We start from the raw sequence: 26,056 nt of genomic DNA, 5'->3' as shown, positions 1-26,056 counted from the left end.
TCCCCTTGCGCACCGGCTGGGCCGTGTTTTGTCAATGACACTCACCAAGGGGGGATCGGCGCGCGTGCGTCGTTTTAGGTTTTAAGGAAGGGTTGAGGACATGCTGCGGGGCATTTCGACATTCGCGCTGTTGAGCGTTTTGGGTTTGGGCGCGTGCGCGAGCACGGGCGGGGATGCGGTCACGCCAAATTCTGAAACCAGCGAGGCTGTGGCCTTTCATCCTTTCATGCCGGGCGTGATGCCGGACCGGGTGATCTTGAACCTCACCCAAGATCCCAGCACCTCCATGGCGGTCAATTGGCGCAGCGATGCCAGCGCGCCGGAGGGCTTTGTTCAGTATGCCGTGGCCACCGATGGGCCAGGCTTTAATGCGGTGCGTGAAACCCTCACCGCTGAGAGTGAGCTGACCCATATTCAAGATGAGGGCGAGCCTCTGGTCGTGGCGCACTATCATAGTGCGACCCTGGAGGGTTTAACTCCGAATACCCAATATGTTTACCGCGTCGGGGATGGCAGCCATTGGTCGGAATGGTTCCAATTCACCACGGCCGGTCTGGAGGGTGAGCCCTTTAGTTTCATCTATTTTGGCGATGCCCAAAACGATCTGAAATCCATGTGGTCGCGCGTGATCCGCGAGGCCTATAAGACGCTTCCCAGCGTCAATTTCATGCTTCACGCCGGGGATCTGATCAATTCAGAAGACAGTGATATTGAGTGGGGCGAGTGGTTCTATGCGGGCGGTTTCCTGCATGCCCAAGTACCCAGCGTGATGACACCGGGTAATCACGAATATAGCCGCCAGATGGAATTGTCCCAGCAATGGCGACCGGGCTTTAACTTACCCAAAAACGGACCGGAAGGCGTCGAAAACCTGTCTGAGACCGTTTATTATGTCGACTATCAAGATATGCGCCTGATCTCGCTGGATGCGGATATGAGCGGCGATTTTGAAAGCAGTGCGCGTATTCAGGCCCAATGGCTCGATCAGGTCCTGCGTGAAAATGACAAGCGCTGGACGGCGATCTTCTTGCATTATCCCTTCTATTCGACCCGCGCCGGGCGTCATCACGAAAATCTGCATACCTTCTTCAAACCGATCATCGATCGCTATGGCGTTGATATCGTGCTGCAGGGTCATGATCATGGCTATTCGCGCGGTATGGTCGCCAATGTTCCCGATGGGGAAATGATCCGCGATGAGCGTACGGGGACCATGTATGTGGTTTCGGTCTCTGGCCCGAAAATGTATCCGGTGGAAGATCTCGCCTGGGCAGATCGTAAAGCCAATGGCTTACAGCTTTTCCAGGTTTTGACCGTGGATGGCGACACCCTGTCTTACCAGGCCTATACCGCCAGCGGGCGGCTCTATGACGCCTTTGACATTCAAAAATCCGATACCGGCCCCAATCAGCTGATCAATCGCATCCCTGAGGATGCTGAGGAGATCTGGGAGCCGGATTACGATCAACCTTCCAGCTATCGGCGGCCTTAATGACCCGTATCGTCACATCTTTGTTGATGGGGGCGGCGAGCCTTGCCCTCATCACCGCGCCGGGGCTAAGCCAGGACCTTTCTGCGGATCATTTCGCGCGTTTGAGCGCTGAAGTCTTCAGTGCTCAGTCGCAGACGGTGTTGGTGGCCGCCCACCGCGCCGCCCATAAAGATGCGCCGGAAAACTCAATCCTTGCGATTGAACATGCCATTGCTTTGGGCGTGGATATTGTCGAGCTGGACGTCAAAGTCACCTGCGATGGGGTTCCGGTTTTGATGCATGATGAAACCGTGGATGCGACCACCAATGGCAGCGGGCGCATCGAAGATATGACCTTCGCGCAGGTGCGCGCGCTACGCTTGAAAGCGCGCAAGGGTGATGATCCGGATATTCCGCTGACAGATCACCGCGTGCCCAGCTTGCAAGAGGCGTTACGGGTCGCCAAGGGTCGGATCTTTGTCGATCTGGATTTAAAAACCAGCCGGATGGCCGCGGTCGTCAACACCGTTAATGCGGTGGAATTTGGCCCTCAGGCTCTGTGGTTTGACAGCGATTGGGATAATTTCAATCTGGCGCTCAGCCAGGGCGAGGCGACCTTCTTGATGCCGCGCGCGCGCAATCTTGAAGACGTTCGCGCGATTTGCGCCCGATTCCCCCAGGCCATTGCCATTCATATCGATCCCAGCTTCTACACCGTCGAGGTGGTCAACACGATCCGCGGCTGTGATGCGCGTATCTGGATCAATGCACTGGGCGATGTCGACGCAGCGATTGCCGCGGGCCATGGGGCGGAGGCTCTCAACCCGCTTCTGATTGGCGGGGCCAATATCATTCAAACCGACGAACCTGCAGCCGTTCTGGCCTATCTGCGCCAGATCAACCGTCATTGGTGACCCTTATGAGCTCTTCTTCTTACTCCCTTTCCCGGCGCGGCTTTATGTTGACGGCTTCAGCGGGATTGTTATCCGCCTGTGCAGTTGATAAGCCTTTAGCCGCCTTGGCGGCGCGCGAATATGATTCGACGGGCGCGAGCCCTTTTGGTGCGCTCAGTCCCGTGACTGATCCGTCAACCGGTTTGGACTTATTGCAATTACCTGAAGGGTTTAGCTATTCCACCTATGGCTGGAAGGGCGATGAAATGACCACGGGTGGGCCAACGCCCGGTGCTCATGATGGCATGGCCGTGGTCGGCCAGCGCGCCAGCGATGGGGCCTGGATCTTGATCCGCAATCATGAATTACGCCGCGGCGATACCATTGCGGCCGGCGCGGGGGTCTATGACGGCCACCTATATGAGGGCGGTGTCCTGGATGATGAAGACGCGATCACCTTGGGCGGGGGCTGTACGCGGCTGTTTTATAAAGATGGCGTGTGGTTGGGTGCTGAACCGGCGCTGGGTGGGACCTATCGCAATTGTTCTGGCGGCCCAACGCCATGGGGCAGCTGGCTCAGCGCTGAAGAGATCATTTTTGATGGGCGTGAGCATGGCGGGGCGCTGCATGGTTATGTCTTTGAAGTGCCCGCAGAAGGTGAGGCCAGCGCGCGTCCGATCGTCGATATGGGGCTTTTCCGCCATGAGGCGGTGGCCGTCGATCCGCGCAGTTCTACCGTTTATCTGACCGAAGATAATAAAGCCGCATCCGGGCTTTATAAATTCGTCCCTCATGATCGTTCGGGCCAATTGGGCAGCCTGGAAGCTGGCGGCACGCTTTATATGCTGGCCATTGAGGATGAACCTCTGTGTGATCTGGGTGATGCTGAGGAAGGCGATCGTTACCGCGCCCATTGGGTGGAGATCGCCGATCCCAATGCCTTGCCCGAAGTCGTAGATGTTTGGGGCGCGACCAGTGGCAAATCCGGTCCCTTCATGCAAGGCGAAGCCCAGGGCGCAGGCATTTTCTCGCGCTTGGAAGGGGCGTGGTTCCAGGATGGCGCGCTGTACTTTGCCGACACCGATGGCGGGGCCGCCGAAGAGGGAGTGATCTGGAAATATGTTCCGGATGCGGATGAGCAAGGCGGTGAGCTGATCGCCATCTTCGTCTCACGTTTTTCTGAAGAAACCGATGCGCCGGACAATCTCTGTCTTAATCCGCGCGGCCAGCTCTTCTTCTGTGAAGATGGCGGGCATATGCCAGAGCGCGTCATGGGTGTGACCCAGGACGGTCAGGTCTTTGCCTTCGCGGCCAATAATGTGGTGCTGAGTGAAGCTGATATTGCGGCCATGGGCCGTGACGGCGTGATCGGTGCTCATGATTATCGCGCCAGTGAATGGGCGGGCGCGGGCTTTAGCCCTGATGGCCAGACCTTCTTTGTCAATATTCAAGGGCCGGGGATCACCTTTGCCATTACCGGACCGTGGGAGAAATGGGCCTGACCCCCTTGGGCCTAACTCTCTCTCAGGGGAAGGGGGTGAAGCGCGCTTCACCCCTTTTTTTCTGCCTGGACGGTGCGCGTCATAAAACATTCATGCAAAACGCGCCTGCGTTCACGTCTTGGTCTTTAGAAGACTTGTAAGGGATCATGAAACATGATGAGTGCAGGGCTTGAGGTGTCTTCCTCATGGATCTCCGATTACAGGGCTGATGTGACACACGATCTTGATGCCTCGCGCCAGCGCCTGATGAAGGCGTTTTTGGACATGCGCCCGGCCTTGCTGGCCTATGTGCGCACGCGCGTGGCCGCTGATATTGATCCTGATGATGTGGTGCAGGATATCGCCACACGCTTGATGTCGGGTGAGGATAAAGATCTGGCAGGCATTGAGAATTTCGCCGCCTATATGTTTACGGTGGCGGGCAATGTGCTGAAAGATCGCTATCGCCATGGGGCGGTGCGCGCGCGCAAGGCCCATGTGCCGATTTATGATTTGACCTTGTCGGATAATATGCCCTCCCCTGAAGATCGGGTGGAGGCGCGCATGCGTCTGCAGCGGCTTAATCGTCAGATCGAGGCCTTGCCTGAAGATATGCGTGAGAGTTTTATTCTTTATAAGGTAAAAGGAAAGACTCTCCATGAAACCGCTGAAGCCCAAGGGGTTCCGGTTTATAAGGTGAGAAAGAATTTAGAACGGGCCCTGGCGCGGCTCTCGCGCAAGGTCTGGAGTGATTAGACGATGCACACTGAAGAGATGACAGCCCGCGATGTGCATGATCACGCCGCCCAATGGGTGTTCAAAATTGAAGCCGGATTAAGTGCCGCCGAACAAGCCGCATTTGAGGCTTGGATCGGTGCAGACCCCGCCCATGTCGAGATTTTTGCCCGTCAAAGTGCGATCCTGGCTGCGGACGGAGCTGCGTTGCAGGCAGAGGAAGGCTTAGACGCGCCCTTGGCGGGGGATGCGGTTTATTATGGCGAGGACAGCCCTGTGCGCGGGCCGTCGCCTTGGCATGTGGCCTTTATGGGCGTGATGAGCCTGGTCATTGTCGCGGTGCTGGGCGGTGTGGGCTGGACAATGCTGTCTTCATCCGATCTCCCTCTGCCGCCGTCTGTATCAGGTCAGATCTATCAAACCGCCAGTGCGGATATTCGCAGCCAAGTGCTTGAAGACGGATCTACGCTTTGGGTGGATGCGCAAAGTCAGGTCCGCGTGGATTACCGGGTGGAGGAGCGTACGCTCTATCTTGAAGACGGTGCGGTGTTTATCGAGGTTACACCGAACCCAGAGCGGCCCTTGCGGGTGCAGGCCGGTGAGGTCAGTTTTACGGCGCTCGGTACCGCCTATGAGGTGGAGGCACGCGAGGGGGCCTATACCCTGCGTGTCGATCACGGTGTGGTCGCGATCCAGGATCGCGCCCATGGTTTTGAGGCAGTTTTGGAGGCCGGTGAAGAAGCGCATTGGAGCGCCGCGACCGGCTGGCAACACGGTCAAATCAATCGCTGGGGCGCGGCCCTGTGGCGCCAAGAGCGCATAGCGTTTGAAAATGTCAGCTTGGGCGAGGTGTTAACTGTGGTGAACCGATACCGCGAACACCCGATCGTGGTTGTAGACAAGGCTTTGAGCGAAGAACAGATCAGCGGTGTTTTCGCCTTAAATTTCAATGATCCAGAAACTCTTGTCACAGCCTTGAGTGCCAGTGCAGGCGCAAAAGCCCGGACTTTATACGACGGACGCGTGTTATTGATGCCCGAGGCGGCATAGATCCTGTAAAGAAGTCGTCGCAATTGTCTGTCACATAACGCTCACCTCCAGGAATGGAGGTGGGGGCAAGCGTGACGCGTATCTTATTCGCAGTCTTAATGGTTTTGGGGTTATCCAGCGCCAGCATGGCGCAGGTGCGATCCCACACGCCTATGGCCCCGGGTGAAGCCTATACGCTGGACATTCCCGCAGGCCCGCTGTCTGACGCGCTATTAACGCTGGCGGAGCAGACCGGCCTTAATATTATTTTCCGGCCTCGATTGGTGGCAGGCGTGCAGGCTGCGCGCCTTAGTGGGACTTATGACGCGGCGACGGCCTTGGATACGCTGCTGGGCCAAAGCGGTCTGAGTGTGGAATGGGCCGATGGGATGACGGTCTCAATCTTGCCGCCCGATCGTCATCCGCATCCTGAAACCCTCGAGGAGGGATTGCATCTCAATCCCCCACCCGCGCCTGAAGTGATCGTGGTTCATGGTTATATGGGCGCGCTGAGCCGGGCATTGGAAGAAAAAAGGACTAATCCTTTTATTTCTGATGTGTTGAGCGCGGATGATATGGGCAATCTGCCCAATAACAATCTGACCGAGGCTTTGGCCCGCCTTCCCGGTTTGAATGCGGTGCGCAATCATACAACGGGCGAGGGTGACCGCGTTACCCTGCGCGGATTATCCAGTGAATACAATAAATACCTGGTCAATGGTGTGACCTTGGGCGGGGTGGGTTCACCACAGGATAATTTCTTTCGCGGGGTGCGACTGTCCTTTCTGTCGCCTGAAGGCATTGATCAGATCACGGTGCGCAAATCCATTATGCCCGACATGGACGGCGATACCATCGGGGGCACGATTGATATTCGTACACCGAGTGCCTTTGACTTTGAGGGCCGTCATAGGGGCCTCTCCGGTGAAATCCGGGTTCAAGATAAGTATGATTATGACCGTTCGCACATGATTGCGGCCTCTTATGCGGATCATTTGACGCCCACTTTAGGCCTTTTCATTACCGGCTTTCACGAGCAATCACGCTCGCAATATGAAGAGATCGGCGATCATGGCGATCACCTGCCTGCGACCTGGTATGAAACCGATTTGTCGGTGGAGGGCTGGGATTATGACCGCTTTCACATTGCCGGTTTTGAAATGTCCAAGGGCCGCACGCAAGTGGAGCGCTTTGGTATCAATGGCTCGCTGCATTATGAGCGCGGGGTGCATAACTGGCATCTTCATGTTCAGTATAATGAGTATATCGAAACCGAAGAAGATAATATGCGCTTCTTGCGCAATCGCGCTTACAGCCAGTCTCGACGCTTTTACCAAGCCGATTTTGCTGAGACAGGAATTACCCCGTTTGAGACCTGGCAGGACCTGGGTGAGGATGAGGAATTGGGCCGCATCTATGGCGAGATGCAGGGCGGGGTTTGGCGCGGGGATTACACCCTCGATCAGATCCGCGATGTGGATGAGGATGAGCGCTTAACCGATGCGGACCGGGCTTGCGTCAGTCTTTATTCGATCTGTGGTGGGTCTGGGGTTTGGGATCCACGCGAGTTTAATATTGAACGGGCCTGGAGCGCGGATCGCAATCATGGCCTGGTGGCTTCGTTCAATCTGGGCGGGGAAAGTGTGTTTGATCGCTGGAGCCTCAGTTATGAAGGTGCGATCAGCCAATCTGAAGATGTGATCGACTACGGCTATGAAGCCGAATTTGAAACCCGCGTGGGCGAGGCGCTAAGGCAGGGCGAGGCATGGCTGGGGAATTCCAGTGTCGATGTCTGGTCCAGTCCCAATCCGCGCTTTCTCTATTATACTTTGACGCCAGAGGGCCATCGGGCCGTTCAGACCCCTTCCAGCTATGACTTCGCAGGGCTGAGCGCACGCCAGGGCGGGGTGAAAGAGCGCCTCTATCAAGCGCAAATTGATCTGCGCTATGAGCCAAGCTTCTCTTGGGTGCGGGCCTGGCAGGGCGGGGTCAAGATTGTGCGCTCAGAGCGCGAGCGCTATGAGGCCTCCCCGCGCTATGATGAGGGCCCCTTTGAACATGCTGAAACCTATGGCGATTTCGCGCCCTGGTTTGGTGAGGATGTCACTGACATGTTTGGCGGGCGCTATCGCGAAGATTATCGTCTGGGCCAGACGCTTGATAGTGATAAAATGATCGGTGCCATTGGCGCGGATTTCAAAAACCTCAATTATGAAAGCGCTGAGGCCTTCACTTATAATGAGACGACTTATGCGACCTATGCCATGGGGGAGTTCCGCTTTGGCAAGATGAGTGTGCTCGCCGGTTTGCGTGTTGAGCATGTGCGCTATGATGTTGATAGTCATATTGAAAGTGAAGTTCAGACCCGACTATATGAGCTGGGTGAGGTTGCAGCCCCCTATCGTCGCAACAGGGTCGATAATCAGTATACGCAGGTCTTGCCGTCAATCCACATCACCTATCCGGTATCGCGTGATGTGATCGCGCGCGCGGCGGCCTGGACATCTTATGCCCGTCCCTCGGTGGAGCGCGCGACGCGGCCTTTGACCTTGGATTATGACCGTTTCGATCCTGAAACCGAAGACGAGCTAGATGATCCGCTTGCCTGGCGTCTGGTCGGGGCAGAGGTGGGCAATCCAGGCTTAAAAGCGACCCAGACCTATAATCTCGATGGGTCTTTAGAATGGTATCATGGCCGCACAGGGGCCTATTCCATCGCGGTATTTTATAAGCATATCGAGAATTTTCTGATCCGCGGGTCGTCAAGTGTTATTCGCAATGGCACCCAATTTGATATTGATGTGAACGAACTGGTGGGGGGATTTGATCTGGGTCCGAACCCGAGGGCGGACCGGTTTTATATCGAGCAGGTCACAAATGGTGAGCAAGCGCGCATTTATGGCATTGAAGCTTCGGCGCGCGAAACCTTACGTTTTTTACCCGCTCCCTTTGATCAGCTGGGGGTCGGGGTGAATGCGACCTATCAAAACTCGCGCACGCATACCGGGCTGAGCTGGCATCCGCGCGATTATACCTTGCCATTTTTTGAGACGCCCCAGCTCCTCTTCAATGGTGAGCTTTATTGGTCCAGCCCGACATGGGAGGGCTATGTCTCCTACACCTATCAATCAGAATTTCTTGAAGACTATGAGTATTTTAACAATAATCCCTATGAGCAGGATTATCATTTTGTCGATCTCTCGCTCAGCCACCATTTTAGTGACAGCGTTGAGGTGAGCTTAGAGGTCCAAAACCTCTTTGATAGCCATATCTATTGGTACACCTTCGGCAAGGATGATCAGGATTTGCGCAGCTATATTCAAAGCGGGCGCATGATTTCCTTAGGCTTTCATTCGCAGTTCTAACATGAAAAAGGCCCCGCCCAGGGCGAGGCCTTTTCAGGGCTAAACGCGCGATCGTTTAGACATCTTTAGGATCGGGCAGATGACCATGCTTGATGGCGTCTTCCACGACTTTGAACTCTTCTTGAATGTGCGGGTTATGGCTTTTTGTGGCGATGCTGACGCCGATAGCGACAGCACTACAGACAATAAAGCCCGGCACGATTTCATAGATGACGCTGGAAAGGGCTGCCCCTTCGGCCAAGACCGGCGCGTAGATCCAGAAGAGAACGGTTAAAGCTCCCGTGACCATCCCGGCGACGGCTCCGGCGCGGGTCATGTCTTTCCAGAACAGGCTCAAGAGAATGATGGGGCCAAAGGCGGCACCGAACCCGGCCCAGGCATTGGAGACCAGGCTCAAAATCGTGCTGGAACGATCAAACGCCAACCCAATGGCGATCAGCGACACGGCCAAAACCGAGATCCGCCCGACCAGCACCAATTCTTTTTGATCGGCATTACGACGCAGGAAGGTTTTATAGAAGTCTTCGGTCAGTGAGCTGGATGAGACCAAAAGCTGAGATGAGATCGTGCTCATGATCGCGGCCAGGATCGCGGCCAGCAAGAAGCCGCCCACGAAAGGATGGAACAGGATCTGCGAGAGATAGATGAAGATGGTTTCCGGGTCTTCAATGGTCGCGGCGGTGGATTGGATATAGGCCAAACCAAACAGGCCCGTTGCCAGGGCCCCAACCAGGGTTACCGTCATCCAGCTCATCCCGATCCAGCGCGCGACGGCGACGTCTTTTAAGGTCCGGATGGCCATGAAGCGCACAATGATATGCGGCTGGCCGAAATAGCCAAGGCCCCAGGCCATGGCCGAGATAACGCCCATGACCGTGACCCCACTAATGAGGGAGGTGAAATGCGGATTGACCTGATTGACGGCCTCAAGCGCAGGCGCAGGGCCATTGAGCACCATCAAGGTGGTGATCGGCACCATGACCAGGGCGATGAACATGATCACGCCCTGAACGAAGTCCGTCAGGCTGACGGCCAGAAAGCCGCCAAATAACGTATAGGCCACGACCACACCCGCGGTGACGAAAAGGCCGACATAATAGCTCATCCCGAAGCTGGCTTCGAACAGCTTACCGCCCGAGACCACACCGGCAGAGGTGTAGAGGGTGAAGAAGATAATGATCACGACCGAAGAGAGCACCCGCAAGGTGCGCGATTTATCTTTGAAGCGTTTTTCAAAGAAATCGGGAATTGTGATCGCGTCTTCGGCAATTTCTGTATAGGCCCGCAGGCGTGGTGCCACCAGGCGATAGTTGAAATAGGCCCCGATTAATAGGCCAATCCCGATCCAGGCGGCCCCCAGACCTTCACTATAGATGGCCCCGGGAAGGCCCATCAGCATCCAGCCACTCATATCGGAGGCCCCGGCGGAGAGGGCGGCGACGGCAGGGTTGAGCTGGCGTCCGCCCAGCATGTAACCCGATACGTCATCAGTGGATTTTTTGTAAGCGTATAGGCCGATCCCCATCATTAAAATGAAGTACCCAGCCAAGGAAATCAGGGCTTCTATTTGCATTGGTGTCTCGCGCGTTCAGTTATATGTTTTTATTATTGTGTCGGTTCGTGATGAACGTCCCCGAGGGGGACTATAGCCGAAGTTTCAGCTTTCGCACGTCTTTCCCGCTGACACGAAAATGGACCTGCGAAGACAGGCATAAGCCCGTCGATCGACGGTGGTGGGGTAATCCATAGGCGATATTGGCCAAGATTTCAAATCTTACCCTGAAGCGCTCTAAAATAGGAGTCTAATAACCCCATCAGATTTCATAATGAAAGCGAGACGTTTTGGGTTCCCGAAATTAAGGCGGCAATGCCACATTTCCAGCTTATGGCGCGTGTGAAGGGTAAAGTCCCGCTCTTTTACTGATGTGATATTTCACAAAATGGTAAAAGAGCGGGAAGGGTTTAGACCCGTTTCGTCGCCCAGGCATAAAGACTGGGTAATACGAAGAGTGTGACCAGGGTCGAAGTGATCAGCCCACCCGTCACCACGGCCGCCAAGGGGCGTTGCACTTCAGAGCCAATACCGCTGGCAAAGAGGAGGGGTAACAGGCCGAGCCCCGTGGTTGTGGCGGTCATCAAGACTGGCTTCATCCGGCGTAGGGCCGCTTTTAAGGCGAGCTCTTTGAGATCGCTAAAGCGTGCGCGCTCTTGATCCATAAAGGCGGTCAAGACCATGCCATTGCCCAGGGCGATGCCAAAAAGCGCAATAAAGCCCACCGATGCGGGCACGGAGAGGTTCTGTCCCGTCAGCCATAGGGCCATGACCCCGCCCACCAGGGCGAGCGGAATATTGGCCAGGATCAATCCGGCACTGATCCAGCGGCCAAAACTGATCATCAACAATAAGAAGACCAAAGCCAAAGTCGCCGGAATGACGATGGCAAAGCGGGCATTGGCCTTTTGCTGCAGCTCAAATTGCCCGCCCCATTGGATGAAATAACCCGGCGGCAGGTCGATCTCAGCCCTCAGTTTTTGCTGACCTTCCGCGACGAAGCTTCCCATATCTCGCTCACGCACATTGGTCTGAACGGTGATAAAGCGCTGAGTGTTTTCACGGGTCACCTGGCGCGGACCTTCAATCCGCTCCAATCGGGCGAGCTGGCTCAGCGCGATCAACTCGCCATTGGGGCCCGGAATGGTCATGCGTTCCAGGGTCTCGGCGCTGTCACGGGCATTTTCGCGATAGCGCACAATGATGTCGAAACGGCGCACACCCTCAAAAATCTGCCCCGCTTGTGACCCGCCCACGGCGGTGCGCACCGTGTCGAGCACATCAGAGACATTGAGGCCATAGCGCGCGATGGCTTGGCGATCGATGGCGATACGAAGCTGCGGCGAACCGCTGACTTGGTCCGCTTGAACATCGCGCGCGCCATCCATTTGCCGGATGATCGCACTGATCTCCGCGGCTTTGGCTTCTAGAATGCTCATATCCGGACCGAAGAGCTTAATCGCGAGATCGGCCTTGGTGCCGGTCAACAGCTCATCCGTGGCGGCGGCAATGGGCTGGGTGAAATTGAGCTGCGCACCGGGGAAATCCTCGAAATGGGCACTCATCGCTGACAATAAGCCGTCTTGAGTTCGGGCGGTTTGCCACTCAGATTTAGGCTTCAAGGCGACGAAGGCTTCAGCGCTATTGACCGGGTCGGCATGGGCACCAATCTCACCGCGCCCGACGCGGGTGACGATCCGCTCGACCTCAGGAAAGGCTGACAGCAATTCGCGCTCAAACCGGGTGACGCTGTCGCGGGCATCGGGAAGGGCAATCGAGGGGGCCATGGTCAGGCGGACCAAAATGTCCCCCTCATTCATGCGCGGGGTAAATTCCGATCCCAGGCGGGGGAAGATCAACGCCCCGACCAGCAGCATGACCCCGGCAAGCCCCAGGGCCGCAGATTTATGCTGCACAAAATGGCCAAGGATAGGCGTTAGTGCGCGAGAGAGCGGACCTTGAGCGTCCTCGCTTTGCGTTGCTTTGGGTTTCAGGCCCAGCCAGGCGGCCATGGGCGCTAAAAATACCGCAAAGATCAGCGATCCCGTCATGGCGAAGGCCACGCTCAAGGCCAGGGGCCGGAAGGTTTTCCCCTCCACCCCATTCAGGGTCAGGATCGGCAGGAAGACGACGATGACGATGGCAATTGCAAAGATTAGGGGCTTTAGAACCTCGCCGCAGGCCTGGGCCAGCGTACGTCTTTTATCGGCCGTATCAGCGTGGCGATTGAGATGATGCTGCGCATTTTCCACAATCACCACCGCGCCATCGACCATCATCCCAATGGCGATGGTTATGCCGCCTAAGGACATCAAATTGGCTGACACCCCGCTGAGCCGCATCGCGATCAGGGCAAAGGCGACCGAGAAGGGGATGGAGGCGACCACGATCAGGCTGGCGCGCCAGCCGCGTAAGAACACGAACAAGATCACACTGACCAAGAGCGCGCCTTGCCACAGGGCCGTGGTCATGGTTGTGACGGCCTGGGTAACCAGTTCTGATTGGTCATAATAAGCCAGCGTTGAAAGGCCTTCGGGCAGGTTTGCATTGATCGCGCTGAGGCGGTCTTTCACCCGATCAATCACCGCATTGGTATTGCTGCCGATGAGTTTCAGGACCAGGCCCGCCACCACTTCGCCCTGGCCATTCATGGTGGCGAGGCCCTGACGTGGGTCGCCGCCGCGGGTAATGTCGGCCACATCGCGCAGGCGGATCGGCACGCCCTCATCGACCTTGACGATGATCTGGGCGAGATCGGGAATATCTTCGGCCAGACCCACAGCGCGTACAGTATATTGCTCGCTATTTTCGATCAGGAATTGCGCCCCGGCATTGGCGTTATTGCGCTCCACCGCGCTTAAAACATCGCCTAAAGTCAGGTCATAGCGCAGCAAGGCTTCAGGATGGATCTGGACCTGATATTGCTGCTCATACCCGCCGAGTGAAAGCACTTCGGTGACGCCGCGCACGGTCTGGAGATCGAATTTTACCAGCCAGTCTTGGGTGGTGCGTAGATCAATCAAATCCACATCGGGGCGATCGCTTTGCAGGACATAGAACAAGACCTGGCCCAGCCCGGTAGTGATCGGGCCCATCACCGGATCGCCAAAGCCTTCGGGGATGTCAGTTCTGGCCTGGGTCAGACGTTCGCCCACCAATTGGCGCGCCCAGTAAATATCCGTGCCATCATCGAAATAAATCGTCACGACGGAGAGGCCGAAGTTAGAGGTCGAGCGGATATGATCGACGTTCGGCAGGCCATTCATTGCGGCTTCGACCGGATAGGTGACATAGCGCTCCACCTCTTCCGGGGCGAGGCCCTCGGTCTGGGTAAAGACCTGCACCAGGGTGGGGGTGACATCGGGGAAGGCATCGACGGGCATGGTGCGGAAGGTCCAGATCCCGCCCGCAATCACACCGAAGAATAGCAGTCCGGCGATCAGGCGCGCGCCCATCAGGGCATGGAGCCCTTGGGCTAAACCTGTTAAAGGCGTTGGGTTAGTGGGCATGACCATCTCCAAATGCGCCTTTTTGTAATTCCGCTTTCAGGCCAAAGGCCCCTTCGCTGACAATGGTTTCTCCCACACTCAGGCCGGCGTTGATCTGAACGCCGCTGGGTGTACGCGCGCCAAGGGTCACTTCACGCGCTTCATAGCGCTCGCCTTCGATGACGAAGACATGGGGGGCACCCTCTAAGGTGACCAGCGCGCTGGGCGGAAGGATCAAGCCTTCGTGTGCGCCTTCAAATTGAACTTTGACGGTAATGAACATGCCGGGGCGCAGGCGGGCGTCATGATTATCAATGACCATGCGCGCGCGGCCCGTGCGGGTGCGCTCCCCCACGGCGGGGCTGACAAAACTAATGGTGGTTTCCAGCATCGGGGCACCATCACCAATATCTAACAAGACGCGTTGGCCGGGACGCACGCGCCCCAGATCATCGCCATAAATCGCGGCATCGACCCAGACTTGGGTGGTGTCGGCGATGATGAAGGCGGGGTCTTGGTTGTCATCGCTTAAGGTTTCGCCCAGCACAGCATGACGCTCGATAATTGTACCGGGCAGGGGTGCAAGGATTTCATAGGTGGTGAGGTCACTTTCATTATGGGAAAGCCGTGCGCGCGCGGCTTCATCGACGCCCAGCGCGGAGAGTTGCTGGCCAGCGCGGCGGGCCTGAATGCGCGCTTCCTCACGGGCTTGTTCAGCTTCCAAAAAGCGGCTTTCCGGGATGATTTGGCGCTCAAACAGGGAGTGTTCACGCTCATAGGCGGATTGGGCCAGCGCCAGCATGGCCCGCGAGGAAAGATAGTCGGCTTTCGCATCGGCCAGGGCACGGCTATCGAGCCGGGCGAGGACTTGACCGGCGTCTACGACATCGCCTTCGCTGACGAACACTTCGCGTACCAGGCCGGGCACGCGCGGGCTGACATGGGCCAGGCGATTTTCGTCAAAACGCACCTCACCGGGCAGATCCAAGCTCTGGGTCAGGCGGGCAGGCTGTAACGTCAGACGCGATAGGCCCAGGGCTGCGGCCTCATTGGTGCTGAGTACAAGCGCGTCTTCATCATGATCGGCCTCGTCATGATCATGGCCGTTATGGCTATGGCCGTCTTCCTCGCCATGGTCTTCCTCGCCCTCATGGGCGTGGGGTTCAGATTGAGGGGATGGCGAACACGCCACCAGGCTGGCCGCAAGGCCAAGGGCAACCAGCATGCGCCAGCGCTCTATCAGATACATCCCGACAGATGTATCGCGTGATCGTAGGATCATAAAACTCTCCAATGTCTTGAAAACGAAAGGGTGAACTTTCGATCAAACCATCGGAGGCTGAAGCGGGGGGGCAAAGGCTCGCACGGGTGTGCGCTCTTGGATCAGACGATAGCCCATGGCCCGTGGGGCCATCAGGGTGGGACGATAAGGGCTAAAACTGATCAAAATATGATGGCACATGCCACAGGCGTGGTTGGTGTGCGGGCTTTGATGCTCACCCTTGTCGGGCGCAGAATGAAGACCGGCTTCATGATCGCGCACATGATTGGGGTGATGGTCGCCATGGGCTATAGTCGCGCTGAGGGCTTCACTGCTGAGCGCCAGCAGTGACATCATCAAGATCACAAGACGTAATCCAGCGTGCACGCGTTTATCCCTTGTCGACACGCGCGTCTTCTATCGCACATCATTCGCAACGCCAAGCGCGCGATGTCCTCACAAGGGTGTGAGGCAGGAGAGTGGCTAATTGGGTTTTGCTTGGCAGGGAATGAAGTAACCCTTTAATCTGTCATCCCGGCCTTGAGCCGGGATCCATCTCTATAATTGGCGCGCTCAACAGATCCCGGGTCGCACTGCGTTTGCCCGGGATGACAGAGTTCATGTTCTTTTCTTGTTTCCCTGCCGTCTTTGGTTTTACGAACCCTTTTGGGTTCGATTGTGGACCACTGATCACGTCGGGGATGACATCTTGTTTCCTTAAATGTCATCCCGGAGAAGCGCTAGCGCACATCCGGGATCTATAAACTTTGCCATAAAACTCAATAGATCCCCGATCAAGTCGGGGATGACAAGTGTGTACCTTATCCTCCCCTGTTTACGGGGGAGGTGGTCCGTAGGCCGGGAGGGGGCGGTTATAGATCCCGGCTCAAGGCCGGGATGACAGTTTTTCATGAGATCCTCGCTTACGCTGCGGGCGCGCACTTTTTATTTGTCTTATCGCCTGTCGGCTATTTGAGGACATTTGACCTTGCGGGCTGTCGCCCAGTTATCCCAATCCTCGCTGCGCTGTGGGCGCGCGTTCGCGCTTGCGGGCTGATCGCCCGATTATCCTCCCCTGTTTACGGGGGAGGTGGCCGGAACGGCCGGAGGGGGCGTTTCTTAAGGCTCCTCGCTTCGCTACGGGCGGACGGTCGTCCTAGCAAACCCTATGGGTTCGATTTTAGACCCCGGATCAAGTCCGGGGTCGCGTGATCGTTGAGTATAAGCGCGTTCCCGGCCAAGCGAAGCGCAGAGCCGGGACCCATGTTTATGTTAATTGCTGCGAAGCGAGCCGATCACACGCCTAGCGAAACAACATCACAGGAACGCGGCATTGGCGGATCATATGGGTAGTGGTGCTGCCGATGATCAGGCTGCGGATGCGCGAATGACCATAGGCCCCCATGATCAACAGATGAGCATCCTGGGCTTTGATATAATCGCCGATGACATGTTCAGGCTCACCAGGGGCGCAAACGGTTGTCACCTCAAATCCGGCTTGGCGCAGGGTCTCTGCCGCCTCGTCCTGGGCGCGCGCTAGCGTGCTGTCGGGCTCTGTCGCACATACCAGATGCAAGGCGATACCGGGGAAGAGTTTTCCGGTTTTGATATGGGCGATCGCCTTATGAATGCTGGTCCCATTATCAAAGGCAATGACGGCGCGGGTGATGGGCGTAAAGGTGCGCGCCGCGACCAGAACGGGCTTATGACTGGCGCGCGCCACGCGTTCTAGATTGGAGCCGAGATGCATTTTGGCAAAGTCGGCATGCTCGCCGCGCTTACCCAGAATGATCAGATCGGCCTCGCCTTCCAGATCATGGACCGCTTCGACCAAATCTTCATGGCGCAGACGCGCGGTGACTGTGGTAAAGCCGCTGGCCTCGACATGGGCTTTCGCCGCATCCAGAATGACCCGGCCACGCGATTGGGCCAGGCGTCCAGCCTCCTCATCATGGCGGGTCAATTCATCCAACAAGGCCGAGCGCGCACCCAGAGAGAGGCTGCCGGAGAGATTGTCGGGGCCTTTGGCGAGATAGCGCTGGGTGATAACGTGGACCAGCTCCAGGCTGGCCTCGGTCTTGGCCCCGACAAAAGCGCCTAATTCCACAACGCTTTGGGTATAGGCTGAGCCATCAATCAGGGCGATAATCTTGGTCATAACGACGCTCCTTAATGGCTGCTCAGCTTGTCGAGGGCACCCGGTTTGTGATGCTCGCCCAGCGTGTCGACGATGGTTTCGCTCGCTTCATTCATACCGATCAGATGCACATTTGCGCCTTCGCGGCGGAATTTCAACACCACCATATCAATCGCAGAGACGCTGGAAATATCCCAGATATGGGCCTTGGTCAGATCCAGGGTCACTTCATCTAGGGCCTCTTTGAAATCAAAGGCTTTCATAAAGTCCTCGGTCGAGGCGAAGAAGAGCTGGCCTTCGATGGTATAGGTGCGGGTGCGTCCGTCGTCTGAAGCTTCAGAGCGGACCGCAAAGATTTGCGAGATCTTCCAGGCGAAGAAAATCCCTGAGAGGAGCACGCCGATCAACACCCCGATGGCGAGGTTATGGGTCGCGATCACACCAATGACTGTCGCGATCATCACCAGCGAAGAACTTTTGGGATGCGTGCGCAGATGGCGGATGGAAGACCAGCTGAAAGTCCCGATAGAGACCATGATCATGATGGCGACCAGGGCCGCCATGGGGATACGTGCCACCCATTCGCCCAGAACCAGGATTAGGAAGAGCAGGAATAGACCCGCACACAGGGTGGATAGACGCGTGCGCCCGCCCGATTTCACATTGATCATCGACTGGCCGATCATCGCACATCCGGCCATGCCGCCGATAAAGGCGGTCGCGGTATTGGCAATACCCTGGCCGATACATTCGCGGTTCCGGTCCGAGGTCGTGTCGGTCAAATCATCAACGATTTGCGCGGTCAGCAGCGATTCCAACAGACCCACCGCGGCCACCGCCGCCGCATAGGGGAAGATGATCTTTAAGGTTTCTAAGGTGAGAGGCACATCGGGGATCAGAAATTGCGGCAAGGCATTGGGCAATTGGCCCATATCGCCGACCGTTCGCACATCAAGGCCCAGGCTAAGCGTGATCGCGGTCAAAACCAGGATGCAAATCAAGGGTGAGGGCACAGCCTTGGTGATATAGGGCAAGCCATAAATGATCCCAAGTCCGCCGAGGATCAGGGGATAGGTCAGCCAGGGCACATTGATCATTTCCGGCACCTGGGCGAGGAAGATCAAAATCGCCAGCGCGTTCACAAATCCGGTGAGCACCGAGCGCGAAACAAAGCGCATCACAAAGCCGAGCTTTAAAACTCCACAGCCAATTTGCAGCAATCCGGCCAGCACCGTCGCGGCCAGCAGATATTGTAGGCCATGATCGCGCACGAGTGAGCCCATCAGAACGGCGGTGGCGGCGGTTGCCGCCGAAATCATGGCCGGGCGCCCGCCGGTAAAGGCGATAATGACAGCGATAGAGAATGACGCGAACAGGCCAACCCGCGGATCAACCCCGGCTATCAGGGAGAAGGCGATGGCTTCGGGGATCAGGGCGAGGGCAACGACCAGGCCGGACAGAACATCGCGGCGGACATTGGAAAACCAGGTCGCCTTGATGTCGGCGATCCAATCGGAATCGAGAATAGAATGCATTCGGCCCAGCCCTTCATCGCATGCCTGGGTTATGCGCGCGCGTGCGTTCAGAAAGTCTGAAACGCCGTGACACTCGCCCCCATGCCCGGAAATCTTTAAAGGTCACCCTTTATGTTGCGCATGCGAATAACGGATTGCGCGCGATGTGACAAGGCCGGGCCCCTGAAGGGGTTAAGTCACAAGGAAATAGCCAAGGGCTCCAGCGCCTAGAGCCGTGAGGATAAACGCTGCCAGTATCAATGCCCCATCGCGGGCCAAAATGGCAATGCCAAACAGCGCGATCAAAGCTCCCGGCCCTGCCACAGCAAAGGGAACCAGTTCTAAGGGGATCATGATTAGCGCGAGCAGGGTGACCAGGGCGGCGGCGATTTTGCGGGCCGGTTCAGAGATCGCCCAGGTCAATCGTTCGGTGAGCATTTGGTCAATGGTACCCAGGACAGATTTAGATTTATCTTCTGCCGTTTTTAGCGCGTCTTTAGACAGGGATAGACGTTCAAGCTTTTTCGGGACCCAGATATGATTACGCCCGATCAACATTTGCAGGGAAAAAAGCGCAATCAACACGCCACAAACCGCAGGAAGGCCTGGGATTGCACCCAAAGGGGGCAGAACCACCAGAAGCCCAAGCAGGGTGAATATCGGTCCGAAAGAGCGATTATCATAGAGGTCTAGAAGGTCGCCTAATGAGACCTTATCCGATGGGGTATCTTCAATGGCGGTGCGCAATACCTCTTCTAAAGGGTGGTTATAGCTCATGCGGGGGCGTCCTTCTTGCGCTGGGGCTTTAAAATCAGCCAGCGATATATCCCGAACACATTGACGAGGGTTAGGACGACATTTTGTAAGGTCAACGGGAGCTCGCCTTGTATCACACCGACACAAATCCAGCTGATAGAAGAGAGGGTGAAGACGGTGAAGCCAATGCCGGTTGGTTTTTGGCCCAAATTGGCTGAGACCATGATGGCGGCGGTAATGCCGCTTAGCGTGGCCAGCCATTCCAGAAAAACGAGCATTGAACCCTCAAGTAAAAAGTGTCCTTTAGATAATGCTGAGGTCGCCGAAGGGGTTCCAAAGCCAAAAAAAACCCAGCTTTCCTTTGGAAAGCTGGGTGCAAGTTGCAGCCAGTAACTGGGGAACTTTAAATGCTAAGCGGCCTTTCTCATGACCCACCCGGTTTGCGAATAGACACCCACAACATCGAAGGCCTTATTCAAGCGGAGAAGATGAGCCTTGGCTCCCGGTGTGATTTGACCATAACGATGATCAAGGCCTAGGAAGCGGGCCGGATAGGTGCTGGCCATGCGCACCGCCTCTTCGAGGGAGAGGTCGAGCAGGGCGACAGAATTTTTCACCGCATCATCCATGGTCAGAGACGCCCCGGCGAAGACGCCGTCTTCATCGCGGCACTCACCATCATGGACATAGATTTTACGGCCCTGAAGGATGAAATGATCCAGGTCGGTGCCAGCATTGGGCATGGCATCGGTGATCAGCATGAAGCGATCATGGGGGCGCGCTTTCAGCGCCAGTTTCAACATCACCGGATCGACATGACGCCCATCAACAATCACGCTGGCATAGGCGTTCTGGTTCTCCATCGCCGCCCCAACCACGCCGGGTGCACGGCTCTGCATGGGGGACATGGCGTTATAAAGATGAGTGAAACCGCTGGCCCCGGCCGCCAAGGCGGCTTTGGCATCTTCATAGCGGCCATTGGTATGGCCCAAGGCCACAATCACACCGCGCTTGACCAGCGTTTCAATGTGATGGGGCTCATTCATTTCCGGCGCAATAGTGACCAGGGTGCGGCCATGTTTCAGGCTGCATAAAATGTCTACGGCCTCATCATCGAGGACCAGGAATTTCTTCGGATCATGGATGCCGCATTTTTGCGGGCTCAAAAAGGGGCCTTCGATGTGAATGCCCAAAATGTTATCATCGCCCGCTTCGATCGCTTGATCGACGGCTTCGATGCCGGCTTTGACAACGCTCAAGGCATCGCTGATCAAGGTTGGCATCATGGCGGTGGTGCCATAGCTGCGGTGGGCCGCAGCAATGGTGCGCACACCTTCTAAGGTCGGGTGATCATTAAACAACACCCCGCCGCCGCCATTGACCTGAACATCAATATAGCCCGGAACCAGATAATCGCCTTGAAGGTCAATGATCTCTGTGTCAGACCCGGCGGGTGGTAAGGGGCCCGCAGCGACAATCGCGCCAGCGTGCACCTCGACCTCTGCCTCAGGCGAGAAGCCGTCAGGCAGCAAGATCTGGCCGTGGGTGAAGCGTGTGACCATTAGACTGTTTCCGTAACCTTGCGCAGCGCTGGGGGCTGATCGGGATTACAGCCCAGGCTTAAAGCCAGATCGGCAACGGCCGGATAGAAGCTTTGGATCATCAAGATCGGTTGCAGCAAAGGATGGGCCTCCGGCACAGGCAAATGCAAGGTGCCCTCAATTTTTGGTCCGGCGACCAAAACTTTCGCCCCCATATCCACCATGCGGGTGATCAAATGGCGTGCGCTTTCTGCTGTGGCATCGTCTTGAACGAAGACCAAAGCCGGGAAGGTTGGCCCCAACAAAGCGAGCGGGCCGTGGCTGCATTCGGCGGTGGAGAAGGATTCGCCGTGGATCTGGCAGGTCTCTTTGAACTTCAGCGCGGCTTCATTGGCGACGCCCAGGCTGGTCCCGCGCCCTAGAATATATAGCCCGCGGGCCGATTGCAGCTCAGCAAAGGCGGTGCCCCAATTGGCTTGGGCCGCCTTTTCCAAGAGGTCTGGAAGACGATCAAGCTCCGCCAGAAGCGCGTCATCCTGTTTCCAATGGGCCACCAGGGCCAGTTGGCCCACTAAAGACGCGATATAGCTTTTTGTCGCCGCGACGCTGGTTTCAGGACCGGCATGGAGCGCAATGACATGGGTGCTGGCGCGTGCCAGCGGGGAATCCTCAACATTGACGAAGGCGAGGGTTTCGGCTCCCGCTTTGCCTAAAGCTTCAGCAGAACGCACGATATCGGGACTTTGACCCGATTGTGAGATCGAGAGCGTCAACATGCCCTCAACCTGCATGGGCGCGCCATAGACCGAGGCTAAAGACGGCGAGCCCGCAATCACCGGTATGCCCAGTTGGGTCGCATACACATATTTGCCGAAGACGCCGGCATGATCAGAGCTGCCGCGGGCATTGGTGATAATCGCCTTTGGTGGATTGGCGCGAAATTTTGCACCAAGCTCTTGAAAAAGATCTTTATTGCGGCTGAGCAAGCGGCGGCAAACCTCACCGGCTTCGCCTGCTTCTTTATGCATTTGTGTTGAGCCCAAGGATACCATCTGGACTATGCTCCCCTTTTTCGCGGCTCAATACTTCCGGTGCTGAGCTCTGCTATGAAGTCATAGGCGTCACCGCGATAATACGACTCGGTGACCTCTACGGTTTGTCCGGTTTGAAGATAGCCACGGCGCTCGATATAGAGCCCGGCGCTACCGGGTTGAATTTTCAAGATTTCTGCGATCCGCCCTTCAAAAGGAATGGCGCGCAAACGTTGCAATGCGCGCGCAGGGCGATGGCCATTGGCTTCCAGTGCGCTGTAGAGTGAGGTATCAACCTTATCGATATCACCCAGGGCACTAGTGGGAATGGTGGTAAATTCAACCGCCATGGGCTCATTGTCCGCCATGCGCAGGCGGTGAAAGCGGAAAACCGGTGTGCCAGGACTAAGGCCCAGGCTGAGCGATTCGTCGGGCGTGACGGTGCCTTTTTCACGCAAAATCCATTGGCTGGAGGGCTTGCGCCCGCGCGCTTCCATGTCTTCGGTGAAAGAGCTTAAGGTCGCGAAATTCTTTTCAATACGCCCGGCCACAAAAGTGCCCGCCCCCTGACGACGGGTCAGCAGGCCTTCTTTGACCAAGCCCTCAACGGCTTTGCGCACGGTGACACGCGAGATCACTAAGGTCTCAGCAATCTCACGCTCGGTCGGCAACATGCTTTCCGGCGCCAAAGCCTGGCTTTCGACAGCTTCACGCAGATTGCGCTGAAGTTGTTTATATAACGGCTCCCCGCTCTCGTTATTGAGAGCTCGGAAAATGATCTCTTGGCCCATTTTCGTCTCTTTCTTAATTGGTATCTATAATTGGTATCCTTTCGCCAATGTCAAACCCTCAATTTGTTGTTGCGCTGCAGCAATAAATTTTAGATGTAATCTTCAAAAAAACTTCAAGATTCGACTTGAAAGGGATTTCATTTCATGCCTTCTTATGAATTGGAACAATACAAATTCCCCGGGCTCCTAAATTGGTATGGTGCTTGAGGGATAAATGTTCGGGGAGGACTTATCATGCCGAGCTTGAAAAAAAGCCTATTATGCATGGCGAGTATGTCTGTTTTAACTGCTGGGTTGGCCAGTGGGACGGCGCTCGCTCAGAGTGAAACCAATTCACAAGTTGATGATGTCATCGTGGTGCAAGGGATCCGTCAGTCCCTGCAGCAATCCATTGCGCAAAAACGCAATTCGGATGCCATTATCGATGCGATTACTGCGACAGATGTTGGGCGGTTCCCCGATAAAAACGTCGCTGAATCCTTGCAGCGTCTGCCAGGTATCTCGATCTCTCGTGAGTATGGTGAAGGTGAGCGCGTCTCAATCCGCGGTGTTGCCTCTAACCGTAACTTGACGCAGATGAACGGCCATAATGTGGCGACCGCAGACTGGTTTATTCTTGACCAGCTTTCTGCAACGCGCAGCTTTAACTTCTTGATGTTGCCATCAGAAATCGTCGGTAATGTTCAGGTTTACAAGTCCAGCCAAGCCAATATCGATGAAGGCGGCGTGGGCGGTACTGTGAATATTGAGACCCGTAAACCACTGGATCTTGATAGCCTTGAATTCCGCTTGTCTGCGCAGGGCGCATACAATGACCTCGCCGGTGAAACTACACCTTATGTATCAGGCTTGGTCAGCTGGAAAAATGAAAACGAGACCATTGGTATTCTTGCTGCGGCAATGTATCAAGAGCGCGAATTGCGCCGTGATGGTATTGAAGTTTTAGGTTACACCGCGCGTAATATTGCTGATCAGGGTGGGGAAAGCCTTTTTGTGCCTGATCTGATTGGCTCTGCGCTGTTCAATCAAACGCGTAAGCGTAAGGGTGGCAATATCGCCATCCAATTCCGCCCTAATAGCCAGTTTGAAGGCACGTTGAATGCATTCCATTCGGAAATGGATGCGAACAATGTGAACTATAACTATATGTTCTGGGGTGCGCGTATGGCACCTGCGGGCCAGCCTTACAACACTGAGCAGGGTGCGGATGGGACTTTGCTGCGCGCCACGTGGGATGCAATTCCAGGCACTAATGGTGTTGTTTATGACACCATCGTGCGTGAAGCCACGACCAAGGTAAACTCTGTCGATTTCGACTTTGAATATGCGTTTGGCGAAGGCACCACTTTGCACGGTAAAATTGGTCATACCCATGCTGAAGGTGGCACTAATCGTCAGCCATTCTGGGAAGTTAATGCTTCAACCGGTGTTAGCTATGACCTGACTTCTGGTACGCCGAAAGTTACGTTCACCGATATTGATCCAAACTCAGCTGCCGATGCGCAGGCTTTGGCTTTGGGTTGGGCGTCTTTGGAAAACGTATCGAACACGGATGATGAGTTCTTCGCGTATGGCGATGTGACCCATGAATTCAGTGAGGGTCCGTTCTCTAACATTCAAGTTGGTGCGAAGTACGCTAAGCATGACCGTGATGTTGACTTTATTGCTGGTCGGGCCAATTACTTGATTGGTGGCGCTAATGTTGCTGAGTGTGGGAATAGCACATGTAGCTTGGCGACGGTTTATACCGGTCAGTCTACCCCGAGCGATTTCCTTGATGGTATTGGTGGTTCTGGTACACTGAATGCCTATCTTCTGGCGGATCCAGGTGCTATTCGCTCAATCTATGACCAAGCCAATGTCTTTCACTTCTTGAACCCAGGCTCTTCGTTTGGGATCACGGAGGAGATCAAAGCCGCTTACGTTATGACAGAGTTCAATGTTGATCGTATTCGCGGTAACATTGGTGTGCGGTATGTGAATACTGAACACACCGTGATGTCATACAATGTTGGCGTACCTGCCGGTACACCAGGCGCGTTTGATAACCCCTTCGGTCCATCAGCGCGTACCTATGACAGCCGTAGCTATGATGACATTTTGCCAAGTGCAAACTTTGTGTTTGATTTGAATGAAGACATGGTTCTGCGGGCGTCCGCTTCACGGGTCATGGCGCGTCCAGACTATAACCAGCTGACCGGTGCTGTTTCTCTGACTGATAGCTTGCTTGTGGGTAGCGGTGGTAACCCAGAGCTGGACCCATTCCGTGCAACCGCCTTTGACTTCGGTTTTGAATGGTATCCAAGTGATGACAGCATGCTGTCCGTTGCTGTGTTCTATAAAGATATTGCATCTTATATTTCAAACAAATCTGTGACGGAACGTCATGCATTGACGATCCCGAATGGGGCAACGGATGGTCGTGTGACCAATGCTGCAAATAACTGTGTGGCAACACCTGTAGCTTCAAACGCCGACCTTTATACCTGTGATTACCAAATCACACGCGCTTCAAACGGCGCTGGTGGTCGTAACCAAGGTGTTGAGATCAGCTATCAACAGCCTCTGCCGCATAATTTCGGGTTTGTGTCGAACTATACGTATTCTGATGCGGAAGCTGATAATGGTGATCCAATCCCAGAAAACTCTCAACATGCGATCAACTTGATCGGTTACTTTGAGAATGATTGGCTTAATGCGCGTCTATCTTACAACTACCGTAGTGAGTTCTATCTCGGTGTAGACCGGAACATGGACCTCTACCACAAGCCAATCTCATCTTTGGATGGGTCTGTGACCTGGTATGCGCATGAAAATATTGCTCTGACGTTGGAAGCGGTGAACATCACTGGTGAAACGCTTGAGCAATACTACGAATTGGAAAGCCGTCCTGCACGTTTGTATGACAACGGCCGGACTTTCTACTTCGGCGTAAAAGCCTCTTACTAAGGGGACGGGCGTGGGCCAGTTGCCTCTAGGCAGCTGGCCCATTGTTTTTATACTCAACACTT

At 55.6% G+C, this 26,056-nt stretch carries 18 protein-coding genes; 7 read left to right on the top strand and 11 right to left on the bottom strand.

The features are described 5' to 3' along the window. Positions 1 to 100 precede the first annotated feature (100 nt). The 6 genes from H151_RS0103195 to H151_RS15340 all read left to right on the top strand — a co-directional run bounded on the left by H151_RS0103195 (position 101) and on the right by H151_RS15340 (position 8,974). Positions 101 to 1,492 (top strand): purple acid phosphatase family protein, encoded by a 1,392-nt coding sequence (locus H151_RS0103195; protein WP_019960187.1) that lies wholly within the window; start codon positions 101 to 103, stop codon positions 1,490 to 1,492. Next, entirely contained in the window at positions 1,492 to 2,385 is an 894-nt protein-coding gene (locus tag H151_RS15345) for a glycerophosphodiester phosphodiesterase family protein (RefSeq protein ID WP_019960186.1), read from the top strand. Before H151_RS0103195 ends, H151_RS15345 begins: the two co-directional genes overlap by 1 nt. A 5-nt stretch (positions 2,386 to 2,390) precedes the next feature. Then, positions 2,391 to 3,866 (top strand): alkaline phosphatase PhoX, encoded by a 1,476-nt coding sequence (locus tag H151_RS0103185; RefSeq protein WP_026353791.1) that lies wholly within the window; start codon positions 2,391 to 2,393, stop codon positions 3,864 to 3,866. Between the two features lie 210 nt (positions 3,867 to 4,076). Next, a complete protein-coding gene (locus H151_RS0103180; protein ID WP_169336698.1) occupies positions 4,077 to 4,601 on the top strand; it encodes an RNA polymerase sigma factor in 525 nt (174 codons plus the stop codon). A gap of 3 nt (positions 4,602 to 4,604) precedes the next feature. After that, the gene (locus H151_RS0103175) at positions 4,605 to 5,630 is read left to right on the top strand and encodes a FecR family protein (protein ID WP_019960183.1); all 1,026 of its coding nucleotides are present in this window, start codon (positions 4,605 to 4,607) and stop codon (positions 5,628 to 5,630) included. A 71-nt stretch (positions 5,631 to 5,701) separates the two neighbouring features. Continuing rightward, positions 5,702 to 8,974 carry a TonB-dependent receptor gene (locus H151_RS15340; RefSeq protein WP_233354491.1) on the top strand — a complete coding sequence of 1,091 codons (3,273 nt, stop codon included), beginning with the start codon at positions 5,702 to 5,704 and terminating at the stop codon, positions 8,972 to 8,974. A gap of 55 nt (positions 8,975 to 9,029) precedes the next feature. Here H151_RS15340 and putP read toward each other — a convergent pair whose 3' ends face one another. The 11 genes from putP to H151_RS0103110 all read right to left on the bottom strand — a co-directional run bounded on the left by putP (position 9,030) and on the right by H151_RS0103110 (position 23,045). Then, positions 9,030 to 10,547 carry a sodium/proline symporter PutP gene (gene putP, locus H151_RS0103165; protein WP_019960181.1) on the bottom strand — a complete coding sequence of 506 codons (1,518 nt, stop codon included), beginning with the start codon at positions 10,545 to 10,547 and terminating at the stop codon, positions 9,030 to 9,032. 389 nt (positions 10,548 to 10,936) lie between these two features. After that, the gene (locus H151_RS0103160) at positions 10,937 to 14,041 is read right to left on the bottom strand and encodes an efflux RND transporter permease subunit (protein WP_019960180.1); all 3,105 of its coding nucleotides are present in this window, start codon (positions 14,039 to 14,041) and stop codon (positions 10,937 to 10,939) included. Beyond that, the gene (locus tag H151_RS15335) at positions 14,025 to 15,296 is read right to left on the bottom strand and encodes an efflux RND transporter periplasmic adaptor subunit (protein WP_083918394.1); all 1,272 of its coding nucleotides are present in this window, start codon (positions 15,294 to 15,296) and stop codon (positions 14,025 to 14,027) included. The genes H151_RS0103160 and H151_RS15335 overlap by 17 nt, the downstream gene beginning before the upstream one ends. Before the next feature lie 42 nt (positions 15,297 to 15,338). After that, positions 15,339 to 15,662 carry a hypothetical protein gene (locus H151_RS0103150; protein WP_019960178.1) on the bottom strand — a complete coding sequence of 108 codons (324 nt, stop codon included), beginning with the start codon at positions 15,660 to 15,662 and terminating at the stop codon, positions 15,339 to 15,341. A 916-nt stretch (positions 15,663 to 16,578) separates the two neighbouring features. After that, entirely contained in the window at positions 16,579 to 17,433 is an 855-nt protein-coding gene (locus H151_RS0103145) for a universal stress protein (RefSeq protein WP_019960176.1), read from the bottom strand. An 11-nt stretch (positions 17,434 to 17,444) separates the two neighbouring features. After that, a complete protein-coding gene (locus H151_RS0103140; protein ID WP_019960175.1) occupies positions 17,445 to 18,947 on the bottom strand; it encodes a SulP family inorganic anion transporter in 1,503 nt (500 codons plus the stop codon). 171 nt (positions 18,948 to 19,118) lie between these two features. Then, positions 19,119 to 19,703, bottom strand: coding sequence for an exopolysaccharide biosynthesis protein (locus H151_RS0103130; RefSeq protein ID WP_019960173.1), 585 nt, complete (start codon positions 19,701 to 19,703; stop codon positions 19,119 to 19,121). After that, a complete protein-coding gene (locus H151_RS15325) occupies positions 19,700 to 19,960 on the bottom strand; it encodes a hypothetical protein (RefSeq protein WP_019960172.1) in 261 nt (86 codons plus the stop codon). Before H151_RS15325 ends, H151_RS0103130 begins: the two co-directional genes overlap by 4 nt. 132 nt (positions 19,961 to 20,092) lie before the next feature. Then, the gene (gene nagA / locus H151_RS0103120; protein WP_019960171.1) at positions 20,093 to 21,244 is read right to left on the bottom strand and encodes an N-acetylglucosamine-6-phosphate deacetylase; all 1,152 of its coding nucleotides are present in this window, start codon (positions 21,242 to 21,244) and stop codon (positions 20,093 to 20,095) included. Continuing rightward, positions 21,244 to 22,275, bottom strand: a complete 1,032-nt coding sequence (locus H151_RS0103115; protein ID WP_019960170.1) for an SIS domain-containing protein — start codon at positions 22,273 to 22,275, stop codon at positions 21,244 to 21,246. Before H151_RS0103115 ends, nagA begins: the two co-directional genes overlap by 1 nt. Positions 22,276 to 22,280: 5 nt before the next feature. Further along, positions 22,281 to 23,045 carry a GntR family transcriptional regulator gene (locus H151_RS0103110; RefSeq protein ID WP_019960169.1) on the bottom strand — a complete coding sequence of 255 codons (765 nt, stop codon included), beginning with the start codon at positions 23,043 to 23,045 and terminating at the stop codon, positions 22,281 to 22,283. 234 nt (positions 23,046 to 23,279) lie between these two features. Here H151_RS0103110 and H151_RS0103105 point away from each other — a divergent pair, with 234 nt between their 5' ends. After that, positions 23,280 to 25,994, top strand: coding sequence for a TonB-dependent receptor (locus tag H151_RS0103105; protein WP_026353789.1), 2,715 nt, complete (start codon positions 23,280 to 23,282; stop codon positions 25,992 to 25,994). Positions 25,995 to 26,056: the final 62 nt, after the last annotated feature.

The organism is Woodsholea maritima DSM 17123 (assembly GCF_000382325.1).
Classification (GTDB): domain Bacteria; phylum Pseudomonadota; class Alphaproteobacteria; order Caulobacterales; family Maricaulaceae; genus Woodsholea; species Woodsholea maritima.
Note: the sequence above shows the minus strand (reverse complement) of the source record. Positions and strands in the feature narration are given on the sequence as shown.